General features: G+C 73.6%; 11 protein-coding genes and 1 pseudogene. 7 read left to right on the forward strand and 5 right to left on the reverse strand.

Translation table 11 applies throughout. From position 1 onward, the window contains the following. Positions 1 to 22: 22 nt before the first annotated feature. Positions 23 to 811: an ABC transporter ATP-binding protein gene (locus OG534_RS06295; protein WP_326593498.1), complete on the reverse strand. Its 789-nt coding sequence runs from the start codon at positions 809 to 811 to the stop codon at positions 23 to 25. Positions 812 to 995: 184 nt separating this feature from the next. Between OG534_RS06295 and OG534_RS06300 the strand changes: the two genes are divergently transcribed. The 3 genes from OG534_RS06300 (at position 996) to OG534_RS06310 (ending at position 4,502) form a co-directional block, all read left to right on the forward strand. After that, on the forward strand, positions 996 to 2,201 hold the full coding sequence (locus OG534_RS06300; protein ID WP_326587080.1) for a PucR family transcriptional regulator: 1,206 nt from the start codon (positions 996 to 998) through the stop codon (positions 2,199 to 2,201). 251 nt (positions 2,202 to 2,452) lie between these two features. After that, positions 2,453 to 3,937, forward strand: a complete 1,485-nt coding sequence (locus tag OG534_RS06305; RefSeq protein WP_326587081.1) for a DNA-3-methyladenine glycosylase 2 family protein — start codon at positions 2,453 to 2,455, stop codon at positions 3,935 to 3,937. Between the two features lie 22 nt (positions 3,938 to 3,959). Next, complete coding sequence (locus OG534_RS06310; protein WP_326587082.1) at positions 3,960 to 4,502, forward strand: methylated-DNA--[protein]-cysteine S-methyltransferase; 543 nt, start codon at positions 3,960 to 3,962, stop codon at positions 4,500 to 4,502. A 3-nt stretch (positions 4,503 to 4,505) separates the two neighbouring features. On the opposite strand, the gene OG534_RS06315 is transcribed toward OG534_RS06310, so the two are convergent. Then, the gene (locus OG534_RS06315) at positions 4,506 to 4,934 is read right to left on the reverse strand and encodes a hypothetical protein (RefSeq protein WP_326587083.1); all 429 of its coding nucleotides are present in this window, start codon (positions 4,932 to 4,934) and stop codon (positions 4,506 to 4,508) included. 50 nt (positions 4,935 to 4,984) lie between these two features. Continuing rightward, positions 4,985 to 5,485, reverse strand: a complete 501-nt coding sequence (locus OG534_RS06320) for an NUDIX hydrolase (protein WP_326587084.1) — start codon at positions 5,483 to 5,485, stop codon at positions 4,985 to 4,987. A 301-nt stretch (positions 5,486 to 5,786) separates the two neighbouring features. Here OG534_RS06320 and OG534_RS06325 point away from each other — a divergent pair, with 301 nt between their 5' ends. After that, on the forward strand, positions 5,787 to 6,803 hold the full coding sequence (locus tag OG534_RS06325) for a glycosyltransferase family 2 protein (RefSeq protein ID WP_326587085.1): 1,017 nt from the start codon (positions 5,787 to 5,789) through the stop codon (positions 6,801 to 6,803). Positions 6,804 to 6,863: 60 nt separating this feature from the next. Beyond that, the gene (locus tag OG534_RS06330; protein ID WP_326587086.1) at positions 6,864 to 9,275 is read left to right on the forward strand and encodes a hypothetical protein; all 2,412 of its coding nucleotides are present in this window, start codon (positions 6,864 to 6,866) and stop codon (positions 9,273 to 9,275) included. A 101-nt stretch (positions 9,276 to 9,376) separates the two neighbouring features. Here the strand turns inward: OG534_RS06330 and OG534_RS06335 are convergent. Beyond that, a pseudogene (locus OG534_RS06335) lies at positions 9,377 to 11,105 on the reverse strand (BCCT family transporter). Between the two features lie 143 nt (positions 11,106 to 11,248). Here OG534_RS06335 and OG534_RS06340 point away from each other — a divergent pair. Together OG534_RS06340 and OG534_RS06345 are read left to right on the forward strand one after the other, a co-directional pair. Then, on the forward strand, positions 11,249 to 12,397 hold the full coding sequence (locus tag OG534_RS06340; protein WP_326587087.1) for a glycerate kinase: 1,149 nt from the start codon (positions 11,249 to 11,251) through the stop codon (positions 12,395 to 12,397). 492 nt (positions 12,398 to 12,889) lie between these two features. Next, on the forward strand, positions 12,890 to 15,673 hold the full coding sequence (locus OG534_RS06345; RefSeq protein WP_326587088.1) for a SpoIIE family protein phosphatase: 2,784 nt from the start codon (positions 12,890 to 12,892) through the stop codon (positions 15,671 to 15,673). A 72-nt stretch (positions 15,674 to 15,745) separates the two neighbouring features. Here the strand turns inward: OG534_RS06345 and OG534_RS06350 are convergent, their stop codons facing one another. After that, on the reverse strand, positions 15,746 to 17,812 hold the full coding sequence (locus OG534_RS06350; protein WP_326587089.1) for a SpoIIE family protein phosphatase: 2,067 nt from the start codon (positions 17,810 to 17,812) through the stop codon (positions 15,746 to 15,748). Positions 17,813 to 17,925: the final 113 nt, after the last annotated feature.

The following is a 17,925-nucleotide window of genomic DNA, read 5'->3' on the forward strand; positions in this document are numbered from 1 at the left end:
GACGGGGATGCCGCGGGCCGGATCACGCGGACCACCTGCTCAGGGTGCGCGTCGCCTGCGGGGCCGGGGCGTCCTCGTCGGTGATGCCGAGATAGCGGCGGCGCACCTCGTCGGAGGCCGCCAGCTCGGCGGCCGGCCCCGACAGGGTGACCTCGCCGACCTCCAGGACGTACGCGTACGAGGCCAGCCGGAGCGCGAGGGCCGCGTTCTGCTCCACCAGCAGCACCGAGGTGCCCGAGGCGTTGATCTCGGTGATCGTCTCGGCGATGGTGGCGGCCATCTTCGGCGCGAGGCCCAGCGAGGGCTCGTCGAGGAGGAGCAGCCGGGGGCGTGCCATCAGCGCCCGGCCGAGCGCCAGCATCTGCTGCTCGCCGCCGGACAGCAGGCCGGCCCGCTGCCGGGCCCGCCGGGCCAGCACGGGGAACAGCTCGTGGACGCGGGCCAGCGAGCGGGCGGTGTCGGCGCGGGAGCCGGCCCGGGCGCCGAGGGTCCCGGCGCGGAGGTTGTCCGCGACGGTCATCCGGGTGAACACCTGCCGCCCCTCGGGGACCTGCACGACCCCGGCGGCGACCGCCTGGGCCGGGCCGCGGTCGTCCAGCGGGCGGCCGTCGAAGCTGATGTTCCCGCCGGTGGCGGCGCCCCGGTGGAAGGCGAGCGTCCGGGACACCGCCCGCAGCAGGGTCGTTTTTCCTGCGCCGTTCCCGCCGAGTACGACGACCACGGCGCCCGCGGGTACGTCGAGCGACACGGCGCGCAGTGCCCGTACCGGCCCGTAGCCGACGGACAGCGAGCTCACCTGGAGCGAGGCCACTTCCCCTCCCACTGCTTGGCATTGTGCTGGCGCACAGACCAGCACCGGGCGGGGCGGGCGTCCACGGCCCGAACCGGAATCGCTGCCGATGACCAGCCCGGGACGGGGTGCGGTTGTGCAGCGGCACAGACCTGCCGACGGGGCCTCTTACGCCGACGGGTCGCGGGTGACATCCTCAGCGGCCATGAGCGGACGCCGGGCACGGACGGAAGCGGAATGGTCGGTGCTGCTGACTGCGGCGGAGGTGCTGCTGGAGCGTGTCCCCGCGCTGACGGAGCAGCTCATCGGGGATCTGGCGAAGCACTCGCCGCTGTTCGACCTGGCGGTACCGCGGGACGAGCACTGGCAGCAGATCAGCGAGGCGATGCGGTACGGCATCGAGGCCTTCGCCGCGCGCCGCTCGGACCTGCGCAAGGACCTGGCCTATGCGGAGGAGCTGGGACGGCGCAGGGCCGAACAGGGCCTGCCGCTGGACCTGTTGCTGTACGCCTACCGGCGCGCCGGCCGGCTGACGTGGGACGCGCTGCTGGACATCGTCACGGAGGACGAGCCGGACGCCCTGCCGGTCCTGGCCCGGACGGCGGGCGCGATGTGGGCCGGGATCGAACAGCAGGCGGCCGCGACGGCCGAGGCCTACCGGGCGGGCGAGCTGGAGATGCGCCGGCGCAGCGACGAGCGGGTGCAGGCGCTGCTGGACGCGCTGCTGGAGGGGGACGCGGCGCCGGGCCTGGCGGCGCGGGCGGCGGCCGGCCTGGACCTGCCGGAGCAGGGACGGTACGCGGTGGTCGTGCTCCCGGTGGACCGGCGGGACTCGGTCCACCGGGTGACGTCCGCGGGCGGGATGCGGCTGTTCTGGCGGATGCGGGCGGAGCAGGAGCTGGCGGTGGTGGCCCTCGGGTCGTCCTCGCTGGACGAGCTGGCGGCGGAGCTGGCCGACCGGTGCCCGGGCCCCGGCGGGATCGGCCCGGTGGTGGGCGGGCTGGCGGAACTGGGCCGGGCGCGGCGGCTGGCGGAGACGGCGCTGGCCACGTGCGGCGCGGAGGAGCGGGCGCTGGTCCGGTTGTCGGAGCGGCTCCCCACGGCGCTGGTCGTGCGGCAGCCCGAGCTGGCCGGGGAGCTGGTCCAGGCGATCCTGGGACCCCTGTTGGAACTGGACCCGGCGGACCGGGCGGTGCTGCTGGAGACCCTGGACGCGTGGCTCACCGCGGAGGGCTCCGCCGGGCGGGCGGCGACGCGGCTGTACTGCCACCGGAACACGGTCTTCAACCGGCTGCGGCGGCTGGAGCACCTGACGTCCCGTTCCCTGTCGCGGCCGCGGGACCTGATCGCGCTGACCCTGGCCGTGGACGCGCATCGCCTGGCCGGCGCGGGTGGGTCGGCGGGGGGCTGAGCCGCTGCGGCGCGGCGCCGACGGGCTCGGCCCGTACCCCGCGCCTCAATCGCCGGCGGGGCTCAAAGAACCAGGGCTCCGCCCCGGACCCCTGCACCTCAATCGCCGGTGCGGCTCAAAGACCGGGGCTCCGCCCCGAGCCCCGCGCCTCATACGCCGGCGGGGCTGAATCTTTCAGCCCCGCCGGCGGCCGTACGCTTGATGTCGGAAAGTCGCCAGCCCTGGGGGGTTCCGGACCGGATCCTGGAGCCATGCACACCGATACCGAGCGCTGCGTAAGGGCCGTGCAGTCGAAGGACGCACGCTTCGACGGCTGGTTCTTCACCGCGGTCAGGACCACCGGGATCTACTGCCGGCCCAGCTGCCCCGCCGTACCGCCGAAGGTCGAGAACATGACCTTCCTGCCCAGCGCCGCCGCATGCCAGCAGGCCGGGTTCCGGGCCTGCAAGCGGTGCCGGCCCGACACGAGTCCCGGTTCGCCCGAGTGGAACGCGCGGGCCGATGCCGTCGCGCGGGCGATGCGGCTGATCCAGGACGGGGTGGTGGACCGCGAGGGCGTCCCGGGCCTGGCCACCCGTCTCGGCTACTCCACCCGCCAGGTGGAGCGGCAGCTGAACGCCGAACTCGGCGCCGGCCCGCTCGCCCTGGCCAGGGCCCAGCGCGCGCAGACCGCCCGGCTGCTCATCGAGACCTCCGAACTCCCGATGGGCGACGTGGCCTTCGCCGCCGGGTTCTCCTCCATCCGCACGTTCAACGACACCGTGCGCGAGGTCTTCGCCCTGTCCCCGAGCGAGCTGCGGGAGCGGGCCGTGAAGGCCAGCCGCAACAAGAACGCCGCACCCCGGATCCCCGGGACGATCAGCCTGCGGCTGCCGTTCCGGGCCCCCCTCAACCCCGACAACCTCTTCGGGCACCTCGCCGCGACGGCCGTGCCCGGCGTCGAGGAGTGGCGCGACGGCGCCTACCGCCGCACCCTGCGCCTCCCCTACGGCACGGGGGTCGTCGCCCTCACCCCGCAGCCCGACCACATCGGCTGCCGCCTCGCCCTGACCGACCTGCGCGACCTCACCATCGCCATCAGCCGCTGCCGCTGGATGCTCGACCTGGACGCGGACCCGGAGGCGGTCGACGAGCAGCTGCGCTCCGACCCGCTGCTGGCCCCGCTCGTGGACAAGGCTCCCGGGCGCCGCGTTCCCCGTACGGTCGACCCGGCGGAGTTCGCCGTACGGGCGGTCCTGGGCCAGCAGGTCTCCACCGCGGCGGCGCGCACGCACGCGGCCCGGCTGGTCACCGCGTACGGCGAGCCCGTCGAGGACCCGCTGGGCGGGCTGACCCACCTGTTCCCCTCCCCGCAGGCGCTCGCCGGGCTGGACCCGCAGTCCCTGGCCCTGCCGCGCAGCCGGCGTGACACGCTCACGACCCTGGTCGCGGCGCTCGCCGACGGTTCGCTGCCCCTCGGCTTCGACAGCGACTGGGAGGCGGCGCGGGCGCGGCTCTCCGCACTGTCCGGGTTCGGCCCGTGGACCACCGAGGTGATCGCGATGCGGGCGCTCGGCGATCCGGACGCGTTCCTGCCGTCCGATCTGGGCGTCCGGCGGGCGGCGCAGGGGCTCGGGCTGCCGTCCACCCCTTCCGCGCTGACGGCCAGGGCGGCCGGATGGCGGCCGTGGCGCGCGTACGCCGTGCAGTACCTGTGGGCCACCGACGCCCACCCCATCAACCACCTGCCCGTCTGAGGACCTCCGAGGAGCAACAGCCATGCGAGACACCGTGAACGGCACCGTGAACGGCGCCAGGCAGCACACCGTCGTCGACAGCCCCTACGGGCCGCTCACCCTGGTCGCCGAGGACGGCGTCCTCAGCGGCCTCTACATGACCGGGCAGCGCCACCGGCCCGCCGAGGAGTCCTTCGGGGTTCGGGTCGCGGCCACCGAGGAGCCCTTCCCCGAAGCGGTCCGCCAGCTGACCGCGTACTTCGCCGGGGAGCTCACCGAGTTCGACCTCCCGCTGCGCCTGGAGGGCACGGACTTCCAGCGCAGCGTCTGGGACCAGCTCGTACGGATCCCGTACGGCGAGACGTGGTCGTACGGGGAGCTCGCGGCCAGGCTGGGCAAGCCGAACGCCTCGCGCGCGGTGGGGCTGGCGAACGGGAAGAACCCGGTCGGCATCATCGTGCCGTGCCACCGGGTGATCGGCGCCTCGGGCGGCATGACGGGCTACGGCGGCGGCGTCGAGCGCAAGGTGCAGCTGCTGGCCTTCGAGTCCGGGGACCGGTTGCCGGGGGCTTCCGGTACCCGCTAGCCGTCAGACGACGAGGAGCGGGACGAGGAGGGCGAAGCCGGCGCCCGCCTCCACCGCGTAGCTGTAGAGCGAGGGGTGCTGGACGGGGGCGGCGAGGAGGACCACGCTCTGCTGGGCGGCGGCGGCCGCCACCCAGTCGGCGTCGGCACCGAGGTTGCCCTGGTACCAGCCGTCGCAGGAGCCGGGTCCGGTGACGGCGAGCAGGTCGTCCTCGCGGCGGTAGAAGGCCTGCCAGCCCGCGGCGGGCGCGGACCAGCCCTCGAAATCGTTGAACAGGGCCCAGCCGCCGTCGCGTATCGCGGTGTCGAACAGCCAGACCGGGGTCCCCTCGGGGGTGACCTCACCGCCGGCCTGCTGGTCGGTGGTGAAGTGGACCATGGGAAGGGCGTCGGGCCCGTCGGCCGTGCTGGGCCAGGCGTACATCGTGATCATCTGCTGATTCTGTCCTGCTCGAAGTAAGCCCGGCGTCCGGGGTCCGGCTGTTACGGGGAGACCGGGCGGCGGCCGTTTTCCAGTTCCGCCGCGCCCTCGCCCGACTGCAGGACCCGGTACGCCTCTTGGGTGCGCGGGCCGAGCGATCCGAGCAGGTACGTGGTGAGTTCGGCGGGCTCGACCAGCCGCCACGAGAGCAGCTCCTCCTCCTGGAGCCTGATCGAGGCGAGCTGGGACTCGTCGAGTACGCCGCCGTCGTAGAGGTACGCGACCAGCGGCGGGCGGCCCGCACCAACGGTCCAGTCGACGGCGAGGAGCCGGCCGAGCGGGACGTCGATGCCGATCTCCTCGGCGCTCTCGCGGCGGGCGGCCGCACGCGGCGACTCGCCCTCGTCCGACTCGATGGTGCCGCCCGGAAGCGCCCATCCCTCACGGTAGTTGGGCTCGACGAGCAGGACCCTGCCCTCGGCGTCCCGGTAGAGGGCGGCCGCGCCGGCCAGCACCCGGGGCAGGCTCGCGATGTACGTGGCGTAGTCATCCGTGGTGGTCACCCGGCCACCCTACCCAGCCGTCCGCGCCGGGCGGCGTACCCCGGACGGCCGTTCCCCGCCCCGGTCCCGGGCCCTGCTTCCGGCCCCGAGGCCGGGCGGATGACGCTTCTTTTCCGATGATATTGTTACCGCTCGCCTGGGCTACCTGTTTCTGCTCCGCCGCGTCCCGGGGGGATTCCGGAGCCGCTGACCTCCTGTAGGCCCGGCGCACCTGCTCGACCGGCCGCGCTCGGCCGCCCGGACCGTCAGCGCGCCCGCCGCCGGTCTTCCGCTCTCGGAGATTGAAGACAAGCAGACAGCCATGCACAACGCAGCAGCCCCGGCTCTCGACGAGGCCACCCCGCCGGTTCCCGTGTTGTCGGTCGTCATCCCCATTTACAACGAGCAGGAAGCACTGCCGCTGACGGTGGCGCGTCTGCGTCCGATCCTGGACGGCCTGGGCGTCGACTACGAGGTCGTCGGCATCGACGACGGCAGCACCGACGCCACCCCCGTGATCATGCAGAAGATCCGGCAGGACTGGCCCGAACTGCGCATCGTGCGCTTCGCCCGCAATTCCGGACACCAGGCGGCGCTGACCGCCGGCATCCACCGTGCCTTCGGCGAGTACGTCGTCAGCATCGACGCCGACCTCCAGGACCCGCCGGAGAAGATCACGGAGATGTTCGCGCTGGCGCGCGAGAAGAACCTGGACATCGTCTACGGCGTGCGCGGCGACCGCGGCACCGACACCTTCTTCAAGCGGCGCACGGCCGGCGCGTACTACTGGCTGATGCGCAAGCTCGTCGGCAAGAACATGCCCAACCAGGCCGGCGACTTCCGTCTGCTCAGCCGGGCCGCCGTCGACGCGCTGAAGTCCCTGCCCGAGCACCAGCCGGTCTACCGGCTGCTCGTGCCGTGGCTCGGCTTCAGCAGCGGCGAGGTCGTCTACATCCGCGAGGAGCGGGTCGCCGGAAGCACCCACTACCCGCTGTCCAAGATGGTGCGCCTCGCCCTCGACAGCATCACGAACTTCTCCGCCGCCCCGCTGCGCCTCGCCACGTGGCTGGGCCTGACGAGCTTCCTGGTCTGCCTCCTGCTGGCCGTCTACACCACGGTCCAGTTCGCACTCGGCTCGACGGTGCCCGGCTGGTCCTCGCTGTTCATAGGCATGCACTTCATCGGCGGCGTCCAGCTCATCTGCGTCGGACTGCTCGGCGAGTACATCGGACGGATCTACTCGGCCGTCCAGGCCCGGCCCGCCTACTTCGTCGGCTACGACTCCGCCGACGACGCCACCGCGGAGCGCGGATCCGGCGGCTCGGCGTACGCGGCCTGATCCGGGCGGCCCCGGACCGGGGCCGGCGACGCACAGCAGGTAGGGAAGTAGACAAGACGTATGGGCACCACTGACAGCCCCGCGGCCGTGCGGACGGCCCCGCCGACCGGAAGGCCGGAGGGCGCCGCGACATCGGGCACGCCGGGGCAGCCCGTAGCGCACGCCTTCTGGCGGTTCCTGCCGGCGGCGGCCGCCTATCTCGTCACGGTCGGCCTGCTGCTGGCCACCGACACCTCGGTCGGCGACGTGGCGCGGTACACCTTCTACGTGCTCTGGGGCGTCATGCTCCCCGGCACCCTGGTGTTCCGCTCGCTGCGCCGGCGGCCGCACACCCTGGTCGAGGACCTCGCCTTCGGCGCCGTCACCGGACTCGCCCTGGAACTGGCGGCCTGGGCGGTCCTGGTCGGCGTCGGGGCGCAGTCGTTCGCGCTCGCCTGGCCGCTCGCCGTGGTGATCCCCTTCGCGCTGGTGCCCCGGCTCCGGCGGCACTGGCGGCCGCGCGGCTACCGCAGCGTGTCGCTGGGCTGGTCCTGGTCGGTGAGCGGGACGGTCGTCCTCAGCAGCGTCTATTTCCACCAGGTCTTCCTGTCCCTGTACCCGGTCCTGCCGGACCGGGAGGGAAGCCGGACCTTCGGCGACATGCCCTACATGCTGTCGCTCGCCGCGAACGCCAAGCAGAACGTCCCGCTGACGTTCCCGCAGGCGGCCGGCGAGCCGCTGCACTACCACTGGTTCACCTTCGCCCACATGGCGATGACCGACATGGTCGGTCACATCGACCTCGCGGTGATCGAGTCCCGGCTGATGGTCCCGGCGCTGTCCGCGCTCGCCATGGTGATCACCGCCGTGGTGGCCCGGCGGCTGACCGGGCACGCCTGGGCCGGTCCGCTGGCCGCCCTCCTGGTCTTCGCCGCCGGCGAGTTCACCGCCGCCTATCCCAACGGCGGGGACACCTGGACCTTCGGTGCCCCGGCCGTCCGCGTGATGTCCTGGTCGAGCCTCTCCCTGACGTACAGCCAGCCGCTGCTGCTCGCGCTGATGGGCGTCGTCGGCGACGCGCTGCGCAGGAGCCACCGCGACAAGGCGGGCGTCGAGGGCGCCGATCCCGCGCCGCTGTTCGGCCGGGGCGTGTTCGTACTGGCCGCGCTGTTCGCCCTGGCCTCCAGTGCGGCGAAGGCGAGCACCCTGCCCGTCATCCTCTCCGGGCTCGCCCTGGCCGGGCTCGTGCTGCTGATCACCGCCCGCCGCATCCCGTGGACCGTGGTCGGGCTGGGCGGAATCCTGGCCGGCTCGCAGCTCTTCGCCACGGCGGTGATCTTCAACTTCGAGAGCTACGGCCTCCAGATCGTCCCGTTCGGCAACGTCCAGCAGTTCTGGAAGGATCCGGGCGACCTGCGCCCGCCGGCGTTCCAGGCCCTCGTCGTGGCGGCGACCCTGATCGCCTTCGTGCTGAACCACCACATCAAGCTGCTCGGCATGGTGCCGCTGCTCTGGCGCCGGCGGCTGAACCTGGAACCGCTCCAGTGGTTCCTGCTCGGTGCCGCGGTGGCGGGACCGGCCGCCTTCCTGGTCGTCAACGGCTACAACTCCAGCTACTTCACCATCGCGGCGCTGCCGTTCGGCGTCGTCCTCTCGGCCTGGGGCTTCTGCGAGACCTTCCAGCGCGCCGCACTGCCCGCACGGGGCAGGGCCGCGCTCGCCGCCGGCGCGGTCGCCCTGTCCACGGCGCTCACCTACGTCATCTACCGCATGTCGCAGGACTGGGCGCTCTGGTTGCGCCGCTCCGTCGGGGACGAGGCCGGCGACAAGACCTACAGTCCGCTCCTGGTGGCTCTCGGCGCGGCTGCGGGACTGGCCCTGATCGCCCTGGTCTGCGGCGTCCTGTGGCGGATCGGAAGCCGGGTGTGGCCCGCGCTGCGCGGCCGCGGCGGCATCGTGCTGCTGACCGCCTCGCTCGTCGCGGCGACCCCGGGTCTGTTCCACGACATGCTCCAGTCCCGCCAGTCCCTGTGGGCGTACTCCTGGGTGATGCCCGCCTCGCAGGTGGACGCGGGGCGTTGGATCCGCGCGCACAGCGATCCCTCGGACGTCCTGGTCACCAACAGCCACTGCTGGCCGTTCGAGGGCGGCAGCGCCGCCGCCCCCGCCTGCGCCAACACCCGTTCCCAGTGGCTCAGCGGCTACTCGGAACGCTCGGTACTGGTCGAGGGCTGGGCGTACGCCCCGCGGGGCGTGGCGCTCACCCGTGGGCTGCCGGCCTACGACGGTCCCTTCTGGGACCAGGAGGTGTTCCGGCTCAACGAGGACGCCGTCTACCGCCCCACGGCCGCGAACCTGCGGCGACTGCACGACGAGTACCGGGTCCGCTACGTGGTGGCGCACCGCGCGTCGGGCGAGGAGTCGCCGCTCCTCGCCGGCCTGGCGAAGAAGGTCCTGGACAACGGCAAGGTCGCGGTCTACGAGCTGTCCTGACCACCCGCCGGACACCGGCTCGGGGCGTCCCCGGGCCGGTGCCCCGCGAGGGAGTACCGCCGGGGCGGTGCCCCGCGAGGGAGTACCGCCGGGCCGGTGTCTCACGCCTGCGGGGCCCCCGGGCTCCCGCCGTCCTCGCGGTCCCGGCCCTTGGACTGCGCGACGCGCCGCAGCCTCGGGTGCCGGCCCGGTCCCTGTTCGGTGAGGGCGTCGCCGACCATGGCCCGGACCGCGTCCCGCATCCCGTGCAGGGCGTGGTGGCGGGCGGGTCCGGCGCCGGGGTCCTCGCGCAGTTCCTTCACCAGGGCCCAGCAGAGCAGCACCATGACGACGGCGAAGGGCAGCGCGACCAGGATGGTCGCGGTCTGCAGGGACTTCAGGCCGCCAGCGACGAGCAGGACCGCGGCGACTGCGGCCATCAGCACGCCCCAGGTGACGACGAGCCAGGTGGGCGGGTGCAGCGAGCCCCGGCTGGTGAGCGATCCCATCACCAGGGAGGCCGAGTCGGCGCTGGTGACGAAGTAGGTCATCACCAGCAGCATCGCGACCCACGAGGTGAGCGTGGACAGCGGCAGCGCGTCCAGCATCCCGAAGAGCGAGGCCTCCGTACCCTCCTTGAGCGTGACGGCGAAGTCGACGGCTCCGGTGGAGTCGAGGCGGATGGCGGTGCCGCCCATCACGCAGAACCAGACGACGGTGGCCCCGCTGGGCACGAGCAGCACGCCGACGAGGAACTCGCGGATGGTGCGGCCGCGCGAGATCCGGGCGATGAAGGTGCCGACGAACGGGGCCCAGGAGAGCCACCACGCCCAGTAGAAGATCGTCCACGCGCCCAGCCAGTCGGCGTCGGTGAAGGCGCCGGTGCGGGTGGCCATCGGCAGCAGCTCGTCCAGGTAGCCGCCGATGCTCGACGGGATCACGTCGAGGATGTAGACGGTGGGGCCGAGCACGAAGACGAAGAACATCAGGGTGGCGGCGAGCACGATGTTGATGGTGCTCAGCCACTTCACCCCCTTGTGCAGGCCGGAGAAGGCGGAGAGGACGAAGGCCGCCGACAGCGAGCCGATGATGATCAGCTCGACGCTGGTGGAGTCCTCGACTCCGGCGGTGAGTTCGAGGCCCTTGGAGACCTGGAGCGCACCGAGCCCGAGGCTGGTGGCGGTGCCGAAGACGGTGGCGAAGACGGCGAGCAGGTCGATGGCCTTGCCGGGCCATCCGTCGGCCCGTTCCTCGCCCATCAGGGGGACGAAGGCGGAGCTGAGGCGGTTGCCGCGGCCCTTGCGGAAGGTCGCGTAGGCGAGGGCGAGGCCGGCGATGCCGTAGATCGCCCAGGGGGTGAGGGTCCAGTGGAAGAAGGAGTACTCCATGGCCGCGAGGGCGGCGGCGCCCGTGCGGGGGGCCGCGCCGGAGGCCGGGGGCGGGGCCAGGTAGTGGGTGAGCGGCTCCCCCCACCCCGTAGAACATCAGGCCGATGCCCATGCCGGCGCTGAACATCATCGCGATCCACGCGAGGTTGGTGAACTCGGGCTCGGAGTCGTCGGCGCCGAGGCGGATCCGGCCGAAGCGGCTGATCGCGAGTACGACGCACATGACGAGGAAGAGGTCGGCGGCGGTCACGAACAGCCAGGCGAAGTTGTCCAGCACCCAGGCGAGCGCGGTGCCCGACGCCGTGTCGAAGGAGCCTTTGGCGAGGGCCGCCCAGGCGACGACGGCCAGCACGGCGATCACGCCCACGGTGACGACGGCGTGGTCGGGTGCGCCGTCCGCCGGGCCGCCGGGGCCCCCGCCCGGGGGATCCGGACGTGAGCCATCCAGTGATTCCGCGCTCATGCGGCCACACTATGCAGGCGTATATCCCTATTTAGCCGCATGGCGCGCCGCGTGTGGCCCAGGCCACTCATGGGCATAGGAGGATCCTCCGGATAAGCTCATGGCGGCGCGACTGCACTGTTCGATAGCAAGGGAATAGCAAGGTGACGGACGGAGCAGTAACTGAGACCGCGCGCGTGCTCATCGCCGCGGACAAATTCAAGGGCTCGCTCACAGCCGTTCAGGTCGCGGAGCGGGTGACGGCCGGCCTCCGCTCGGCCGTACCGGACGTGGAGATCGAGACCCTCCCCGTCGCGGACGGCGGCGACGGTACGGTCGCGGCCGCCGTGGCGGCCGGTTTCGAGCGCCGGGAGGTACGGGTCACCGGGCCCCTCGGCGAGCAGGTCACGGCCGCCTTCGCGCTGCGCGAGGGCACCGCGGTGGTCGAGATGGCGGAGGCCTCCGGACTGCAGCTGCTGCCGGCGGGCACCTTCGCCCCGCTGACGGCCACCACGTACGGCTCCGGCGAGCTGCTGAAGGCCGCGCTCGACGCCGGCGCGCGCTCGATCGTCTTCGGCGTGGGCGGCAGCGCCACCACCGACGGCGGCGCCGGCATGCTGGCCGCGCTGGGCGCCGTGTTCCTGGATGCGAACGGCGAACCGGTCGGTCCGGGCGGCGGCGCGTTGGCCGACCTGGCCTCGGCGGACCTGTCGGGCGTCGACCCGCGCTTCGCGGACGTGGACTTCGTCCTCGCGAGCGACGTGGACAACCCGCTGACCGGCCCGAAGGGCTGCGCGGCGGTCTACGGCCCGCAGAAGGGCGCCTCGCCCGAGGACGTGGCGACGCTCGACGCGGCGCTGGCGCACTTCGCGGTGGTGCTGGAGAAGTGGATCGGAGCGAAGGCCGCCGAGTGCGCGGTGCTCCCGGGTGCGGGCGGCGCGGGCGGCATCGGCTACGGGGCCCTGCTGCTCGGCGCGACGTTCCGTCCGGGCATCGAGCTGATGCTGGAGGTGCTGGGCTTCGCGCCGGCGCTGGAGCGGGCGACCCTGGTCATCACCGGTGAGGGCTCGCTGGACGAGCAGACCCTGCACGGCAAGGCCCCGGCGGGCGTCGCGGCCGCGGCGCGCGCGGCGGGCAAGCCGGTCGTGGCGGTCTGCGGCCGTCTGCTGCTGAGCCAGGAGGCACTGGAGGCGGCCGGCATCCGCAAGGCGTACCCGCTCACGGACCTGGAGCCCGACCCGGCCAAGTCCATTCCGAACGCGGGTCCCCTGCTGGAGCGGGTCGCGGCCGCCATCGCCGCCGACGTCCTCTGACCCCACCAGGCCCCGAGGCCCGGACCCCCCTGCCGGGGGTCCGGGCCTCAGCTGTTCCGTCCCACCGAAGGGCACGAGGTCTGGGGCGGAGCCCCGACCTCTCAGCCCCGCCGGCGTTTGAGGCCCGGGGCCCGGGACGGAGCCCCGACCTCTCAGCCCCGCCGGCGTTTGAGGCCCGGGGCCCGGGACGGAGCCCCGACCTCTCAGCCCCGCCGGCGTTTGAGGCCCGGGGCCCGGGACGGAGCCCCGATCCTTCAGCCTCGCCGGCGTTTGAGGCCCGGGGCCCGGGGCGGAGCCCCAGGAAACCCGGCTCCGCCGGGCACCGGGCTCCGCCCGGACCCGCGCCTCAAACGCCGGCGAGGCTGGGTTTGCTCCAGCGAGGCTGGGTTTGGCTCCGGCGAGCCTGGGTTTGGCTCCCGCGAGCCTGGGTTTGGCTCCCGCGGGGCTGGATGGGGCAGCCCCCAATTCTCCGGACAGTGTTAGAAAGGGCTCATGACCGGACGTTTTGGTCGCCAGCCGACCGGGTGGGGCTCGCGCCTGCTCGCTCGCCTGTCCTTGGGGGCGAAGAGTCTCGCCGGTCAGGTCTTCGCCCTCCAGGCTGTGATCGTGGTGCTGCTGATCAGCGCCGCGGCGGTGGCCCTGGTCGTCCAGGCCCGGTACGACAGCGAGCGCGACGCGCGCCACCGCTCGCTCGCGGCCGCCGAGGCCTTCGCCCACGCCCCCGGTCTCGCGCAGGCACTGCAGTCGAGGGATCCGACCGCCGAACTGCAGCCGCTGGCCGAGAGCGCCCGCCGGGCGTCGGGCCTCGACTTCATCGCCGTGATGGGCACCGACGGGATCCGCTACACCGACTCGCGCCCCGAGCTGATCGGCCAACGGACCACCGGCGACCTCGACCGCGCCCTCGCCGGGCAGTCCTTCACCGAGACCTTCACGGGCGAGCCGAGCGACGCCGTCCGGGCCATCGTCCCCGTGCGGGCCGCCGACGGCACCATCGTCGGCCTGATCGGCACCGGCATCGAGGTGGAGAACGTCTCCGAAGTGGTCGAGGGCCAGCTGCCGCTGCTGCTCGGCGCCGCGGCGGGCGGCCTGCTGCTCGGCACCGTCGGCGCCGCCCTGGTCAGCCGCCGGCTGCGGCGCCAGACCCGCGGCCTGGGCGCCGCCGAGATGACCCGCATCAACGAGCACCACGAGGCCGTCCTGCACGCCGTGCGCGAGGGCGTGCTGATCATCGGCGTGGACCAGCGGCTCGTCCTGGCCAACGACGAGGCCCGCCGGCTCCTGGACCTGACCCCCGACGCCGAGGGCCGGCCCGTCGCGGAACTCGGCCTCGACCCGCGCACCACCGAGCTGCTCGCCTCGGGCCGGGTCGTGACGGACCACGTGCACCTGGCGGGCGACCGGCTGCTCGCGGTGAACGTACGGCCCACCCAGCCGTACGCGGGCAGCCCCGCCGGCAGCGTCGTGACCCTGCGCGACTCCACCGAGCTCGCCGCGCTCTCCGGGCGGGCCGAGGTGGCCCGCAGCCGGCTCCAGCTGCTGTACGACGCCGGCGTGCGGATCGGTACGACCCTGGACGTGGTGCGGACGGCCGAGGAGCTCTCCGAGGTCGCCGTCCCCCGCTTCGCGGACTTCGTCACGGTGGAGCTGCTGGAGCCGGTCCTGCACGGCGACGAGCCCTCCCTGGCGACCCGCGTGTACACCGAGATGCGCCGGGCGGCCATCAGCGGCGTCCGCACCGACTCGCCGCTCCAGCCGGTCGGCGACGTCATCCGGTTCGTCGTGCCGACGGCACCGATGGCGGCCGCCCTGGACGCCGGGCACGCGGTGCTCGCGGCCGACCTGAACGCGGCCATGGGCTGGCGGGCCCAGGACGAGTCCGGGACCCGCGAGGCCCTCGACTACGGGCTGCACTCATTGATCTCCGTACCGCTCCAGGCGCGGGGCGTGGTCCTCGGCATGGCCAACTTCTGGCGGGCCGACACCCCGGAGGCCTTCGACGAGGAGGACCTGTCCTTCGCGGAGGAGCTGGGGGCGCGCGCCGCCGTCTCCATCGACAACGCCCGCCGCTTCACCCGCGAGCACGCGACGGCCGTGACCCTGCAGCGCAGCCTCCTGCCCCGGGTGCTGCCCGACCAGAACGCCGTGGACGTGGCCCACCGCTACCTGCCCGCGAAGGCGGGGGTGGGCGGGGACTGGTTCGACGTGATCCCGCTGCCGGGCGCCCGGGTCGCGCTGGTCGTCGGCGATGTCGTCGGGCACGGGGTGCACGCCGCGGCCACCATGGGCCGGCTGCGGACCGCCGTGCACAACTTCTCCACCCTGGACCTGCCGCCCGACGAGCTGCTCGGACACCTGGACGAGCTGATCAACCGGATCGACCAGGACGAGAGCGGAGGCGGGGAAGACGGCGACGGCGCCTCGTCCGGTGTGGCCGGGCCGGCCGGGATCACCGGTGCCACCTGTCTCTACGCGGTCTACGACCCGGTGTCCGGGCGGTGCGCGATGGCCAGCGCCGGTCACCCCGGGCCCGCGTTGATCCGTCCCGGCGGCGCCGTGGAGTTCCCCGAACTGCCGACCGGGCTGCCGCTCGGCGTGGGAGGCATGCCCTTCGAGGCCACGGAGTTCCTGCTTCCCGAGGGGAGCCGGCTCGTGCTGTTCACCGACGGCCTGGTGGAGGACCGTGACCGGGACTTCGACACCGGTCTGCGCCTGCTGGGCGACGCCCTGGCGCGGCCCGGCCACAGTCCCGACCAGGCCTGTGCGGACGTGCTCACCGCGATGCTGTTCCCGGTGCCCGACGACGACATCGCCCTGCTGATCGCCGACACCCGGCGGCTGGAGGCCGACCGGATCGCCGAGTGGGAGGTGCCCGGCGAAGCCTCGGCCGTCTCGCGGGTGCGCAACGCGGGCTCGGCGCAGCTCACCGCGTGGGGGCTGGAGGACATCGCCTTCCCCGCCGAGCTGATCCTCAGCGAGCTGATCACCAACTCCATCCGGTACGGGAGCGCTCCGGTCCGGGTCCGCCTGCTGCGTGACCGCAGTCTCATCTGCGAGGTCTCCGACGGCAGCAGCACCTCCCCGCACCTGCGGTACGCGGCCACCACCGACGAGGGCGGGCGCGGGCTGTTCCTCGTCGCGCAGTACGCCGACCGGTGGGGCACCCGCTACACCGACCGCGGCAAGGTCATCTGGGCCGAGCTGCCGCTGACCGGGGGCGCGGAGCCGCAGGTTCCGGCCCCGGACCTGGACGCGCTGGAGAACCTGGCCTGGTGAGCCCGCGGGGTCCGGCGCCGGTCCGCTCCTCCGCCCCTCCGCCCGCCTGCCCGTCCGGTGCCCCCTGCCGGGTCACACGGGCCCGGCCCGGGCCAGCAGGACCGCCACGTCGTCCTGCTGGGCGCACGGCAGGAGCCGCCGCAGGATCCCGTCGCACAGGGCGTCCAGCGGCTGCTCGGCCCCGCGCAGGGCCTGCGCCAGCTCGCCCATGCCCTGGTCGAGGTCCCGGTCGCGGGCCTCGATGAGGCCGTCGGTGTACAGCACCAGCAGGCTTCCCGGGGGCAGCAGCACCTCCTCGGTGCGGAAGTCCTGCCCGCCCGCGCCCAGCGGGGTCCCGGGCGGCCCGTCGAGGAAGGTGACGGTCCCGTCGGGGGTGACCACGGCGGGCGGCGGGTGGCCCGCGCGGGCGATCACGCAGGCGCCCGACGCCGCGTCGTGGACGGCGTACACGCAGGTCGCCATTTCGTCCTCGCCCAGGTCGGCCACCACGGCGTCGAGCGAGCGGAGCAGCTGCGCCGGGGGCACGCCGTGGCGCGCGAGGGTCCGTACCGCCGTCCGCAGCTGTCCCATGACGGCCGCCGCGTGGACCCCGTGGCCCATGACGTCCCCGATGACCAGCCCGGTCCGGCCGCCGGGCAGCGGGATGGCGTCGAACCAGTCCCCGCCGACGTCGTGGTCGCTGGCGGGCAGGTAGCGCCCGGTCAGCCGCAGGCCGGGGACCTCGGGCAGCGCGCTGTTGGTGAGGCTGCGCTGCAGGGTCAGGGCCGCCTGCCGCTGGCGGGTGTACATCCGGGCGTTGTCGATGTTGAGGGCCGCCCGGGCGACCAGCTCGTCGACGAGGACGCAGTCCTGCTCGTCGAAGGGCTCCCGGTCGCGGGTGCGGGTCACGGCGACCGCGCCGAGCACCGTGCCGCGCGCGACGAGCGGGACCATGCGCGCCGAGCCCAGGGTGGCGAGGTATCCGCGCAGCGCGTCGGCGCGCGGGGACGTGATCAGGGCCGGGATGTCGGCGAGGTAGAGGTTCATGGGCAGGCCCTCGTCGATGACCTGCTCGTAGACCGAGCCCATGGGGATCTGGAAGGTCTGCCCGGCGACGAGTCTCGCGGTGGGGGCGGTCGGGTCGGGGAAGTGGGCCGCCAGACGGCGCAGCACACCGCGCGCGGAGGCCGCGGGCGCCGCCGCCTCGTCGGGCCCCAGGACGGCTTCGAGGAGCTGTACGTCGGCCGAGTCCGCGAGCTGCGGGACGAGCACCTCCACGATCTCCTGGGCGGTCTGGTGGAGGTCCAGGGTCGTGCCGATGCGGGTGCCGGCCTCCGCGAGCAGGGCGAACCCGTGCTGGGCCCGTTCGGCGTCGGCCTGGGCCCGCTGGCTCGCGGTGATGTCGATGAGGGAGGCGATCACGCCGAGGGTGCGCCCGGAGCCGTCCAGCAGCGGGGCGTACGAGCAGGACCAGGTCCGGTCGTGCTCGGGGTCGGCGGGGGTCCGTCCGGTGCGGCGGACGTCGACGACGGCGGTGCCCCGGTCGAGGACCTGCTGCATCGTCGCCTCCAGCGCGACGGCGTTGACCCCGGGCACCACCTCGGTGAGCCGCTTGCCGAGGTGCTCGGCGGCGGAGACGCCGTTCATCCGGGCGAGCGCGTCGTTGACCCGGAGGAACCGCAGGTCGGGGCCGAGGGTGGCGAGGCCGATGGGCGACTGCGTGAAGAGGCTCTGGAGGGCGGCGAGCGAGTCCCGCATGTGGAGGACCTCGGAGGTCTCCGCGGCGATGAGCATGGCGCCCATCCGGCCCTGGGGGTCGAGGGCGGGGACGATCCACATCTCCATCGGGACGCGGTGGCCGTCGAGGTGGCGCACGGGCAGGGTGCCGACGACCGTCTCGCCCGCCTGGACGCGCCGGGTCAGCTGGTCGGCGAGCTCGTGGTTGGCGTCGGGGACGAGCACGGAGGTGCCGAGGAGGCCGATGATGTCCTCGGGGCGGTGCCCGAGCAGGTCCTGGGCGGCCAGCGACCACTCCACGATGCGCCCGTCGGCGTCCTCCCGCCACAGGGCGATCGGCAGCAGCTCGCGGAGCACGCCGGCGTACCCGACAGCCGCCGCCGGCTGGTCCGGCACCTCGCTCGTCGACTGGTAAGTGTCCAACGCACCGACCTCACCCCGGGGGGCCTGATTCCTACCGATTCACCCTATCCGAGGCATGGGCGCGGGGCTCTGTGTCCGGCGGAACGCGTACGGATGCCACGCACGGACCGGCG

Source organism: Streptomyces sp. NBC_01294, assembly GCF_035917235.1.
In the GTDB taxonomy this organism is placed as follows: Bacteria; Actinomycetota; Actinomycetes; order Streptomycetales; family Streptomycetaceae; genus Streptomyces; species Streptomyces caledonius.

Coding starts and splice junctions, on each gene's coding strand:
- OG534_RS06300 (WP_326587080.1), top strand. CDS start 996: ATGAGCGGACGCCGGGCACGGACGGAAGCGGAATGGTCGGTGCTGCTG.
- OG534_RS06305 (WP_326587081.1), top strand. CDS start 2,453: ATGCACACCGATACCGAGCGCTGCGTAAGGGCCGTGCAGTCGAAGGAC.
- OG534_RS06310 (WP_326587082.1), top strand. CDS start 3,960: ATGCGAGACACCGTGAACGGCACCGTGAACGGCGCCAGGCAGCACACC.
- OG534_RS06315 (WP_326587083.1), bottom strand. CDS start 4,934: ATGATCACGATGTACGCCTGGCCCAGCACGGCCGACGGGCCCGACGCC.
- OG534_RS06325 (WP_326587085.1), top strand. CDS start 5,787: ATGCACAACGCAGCAGCCCCGGCTCTCGACGAGGCCACCCCGCCGGTT.
- OG534_RS06330 (WP_326587086.1), top strand. CDS start 6,864: ATGGGCACCACTGACAGCCCCGCGGCCGTGCGGACGGCCCCGCCGACC.
- OG534_RS06345 (WP_326587088.1), top strand. CDS start 12,890: ATGACCGGACGTTTTGGTCGCCAGCCGACCGGGTGGGGCTCGCGCCTG.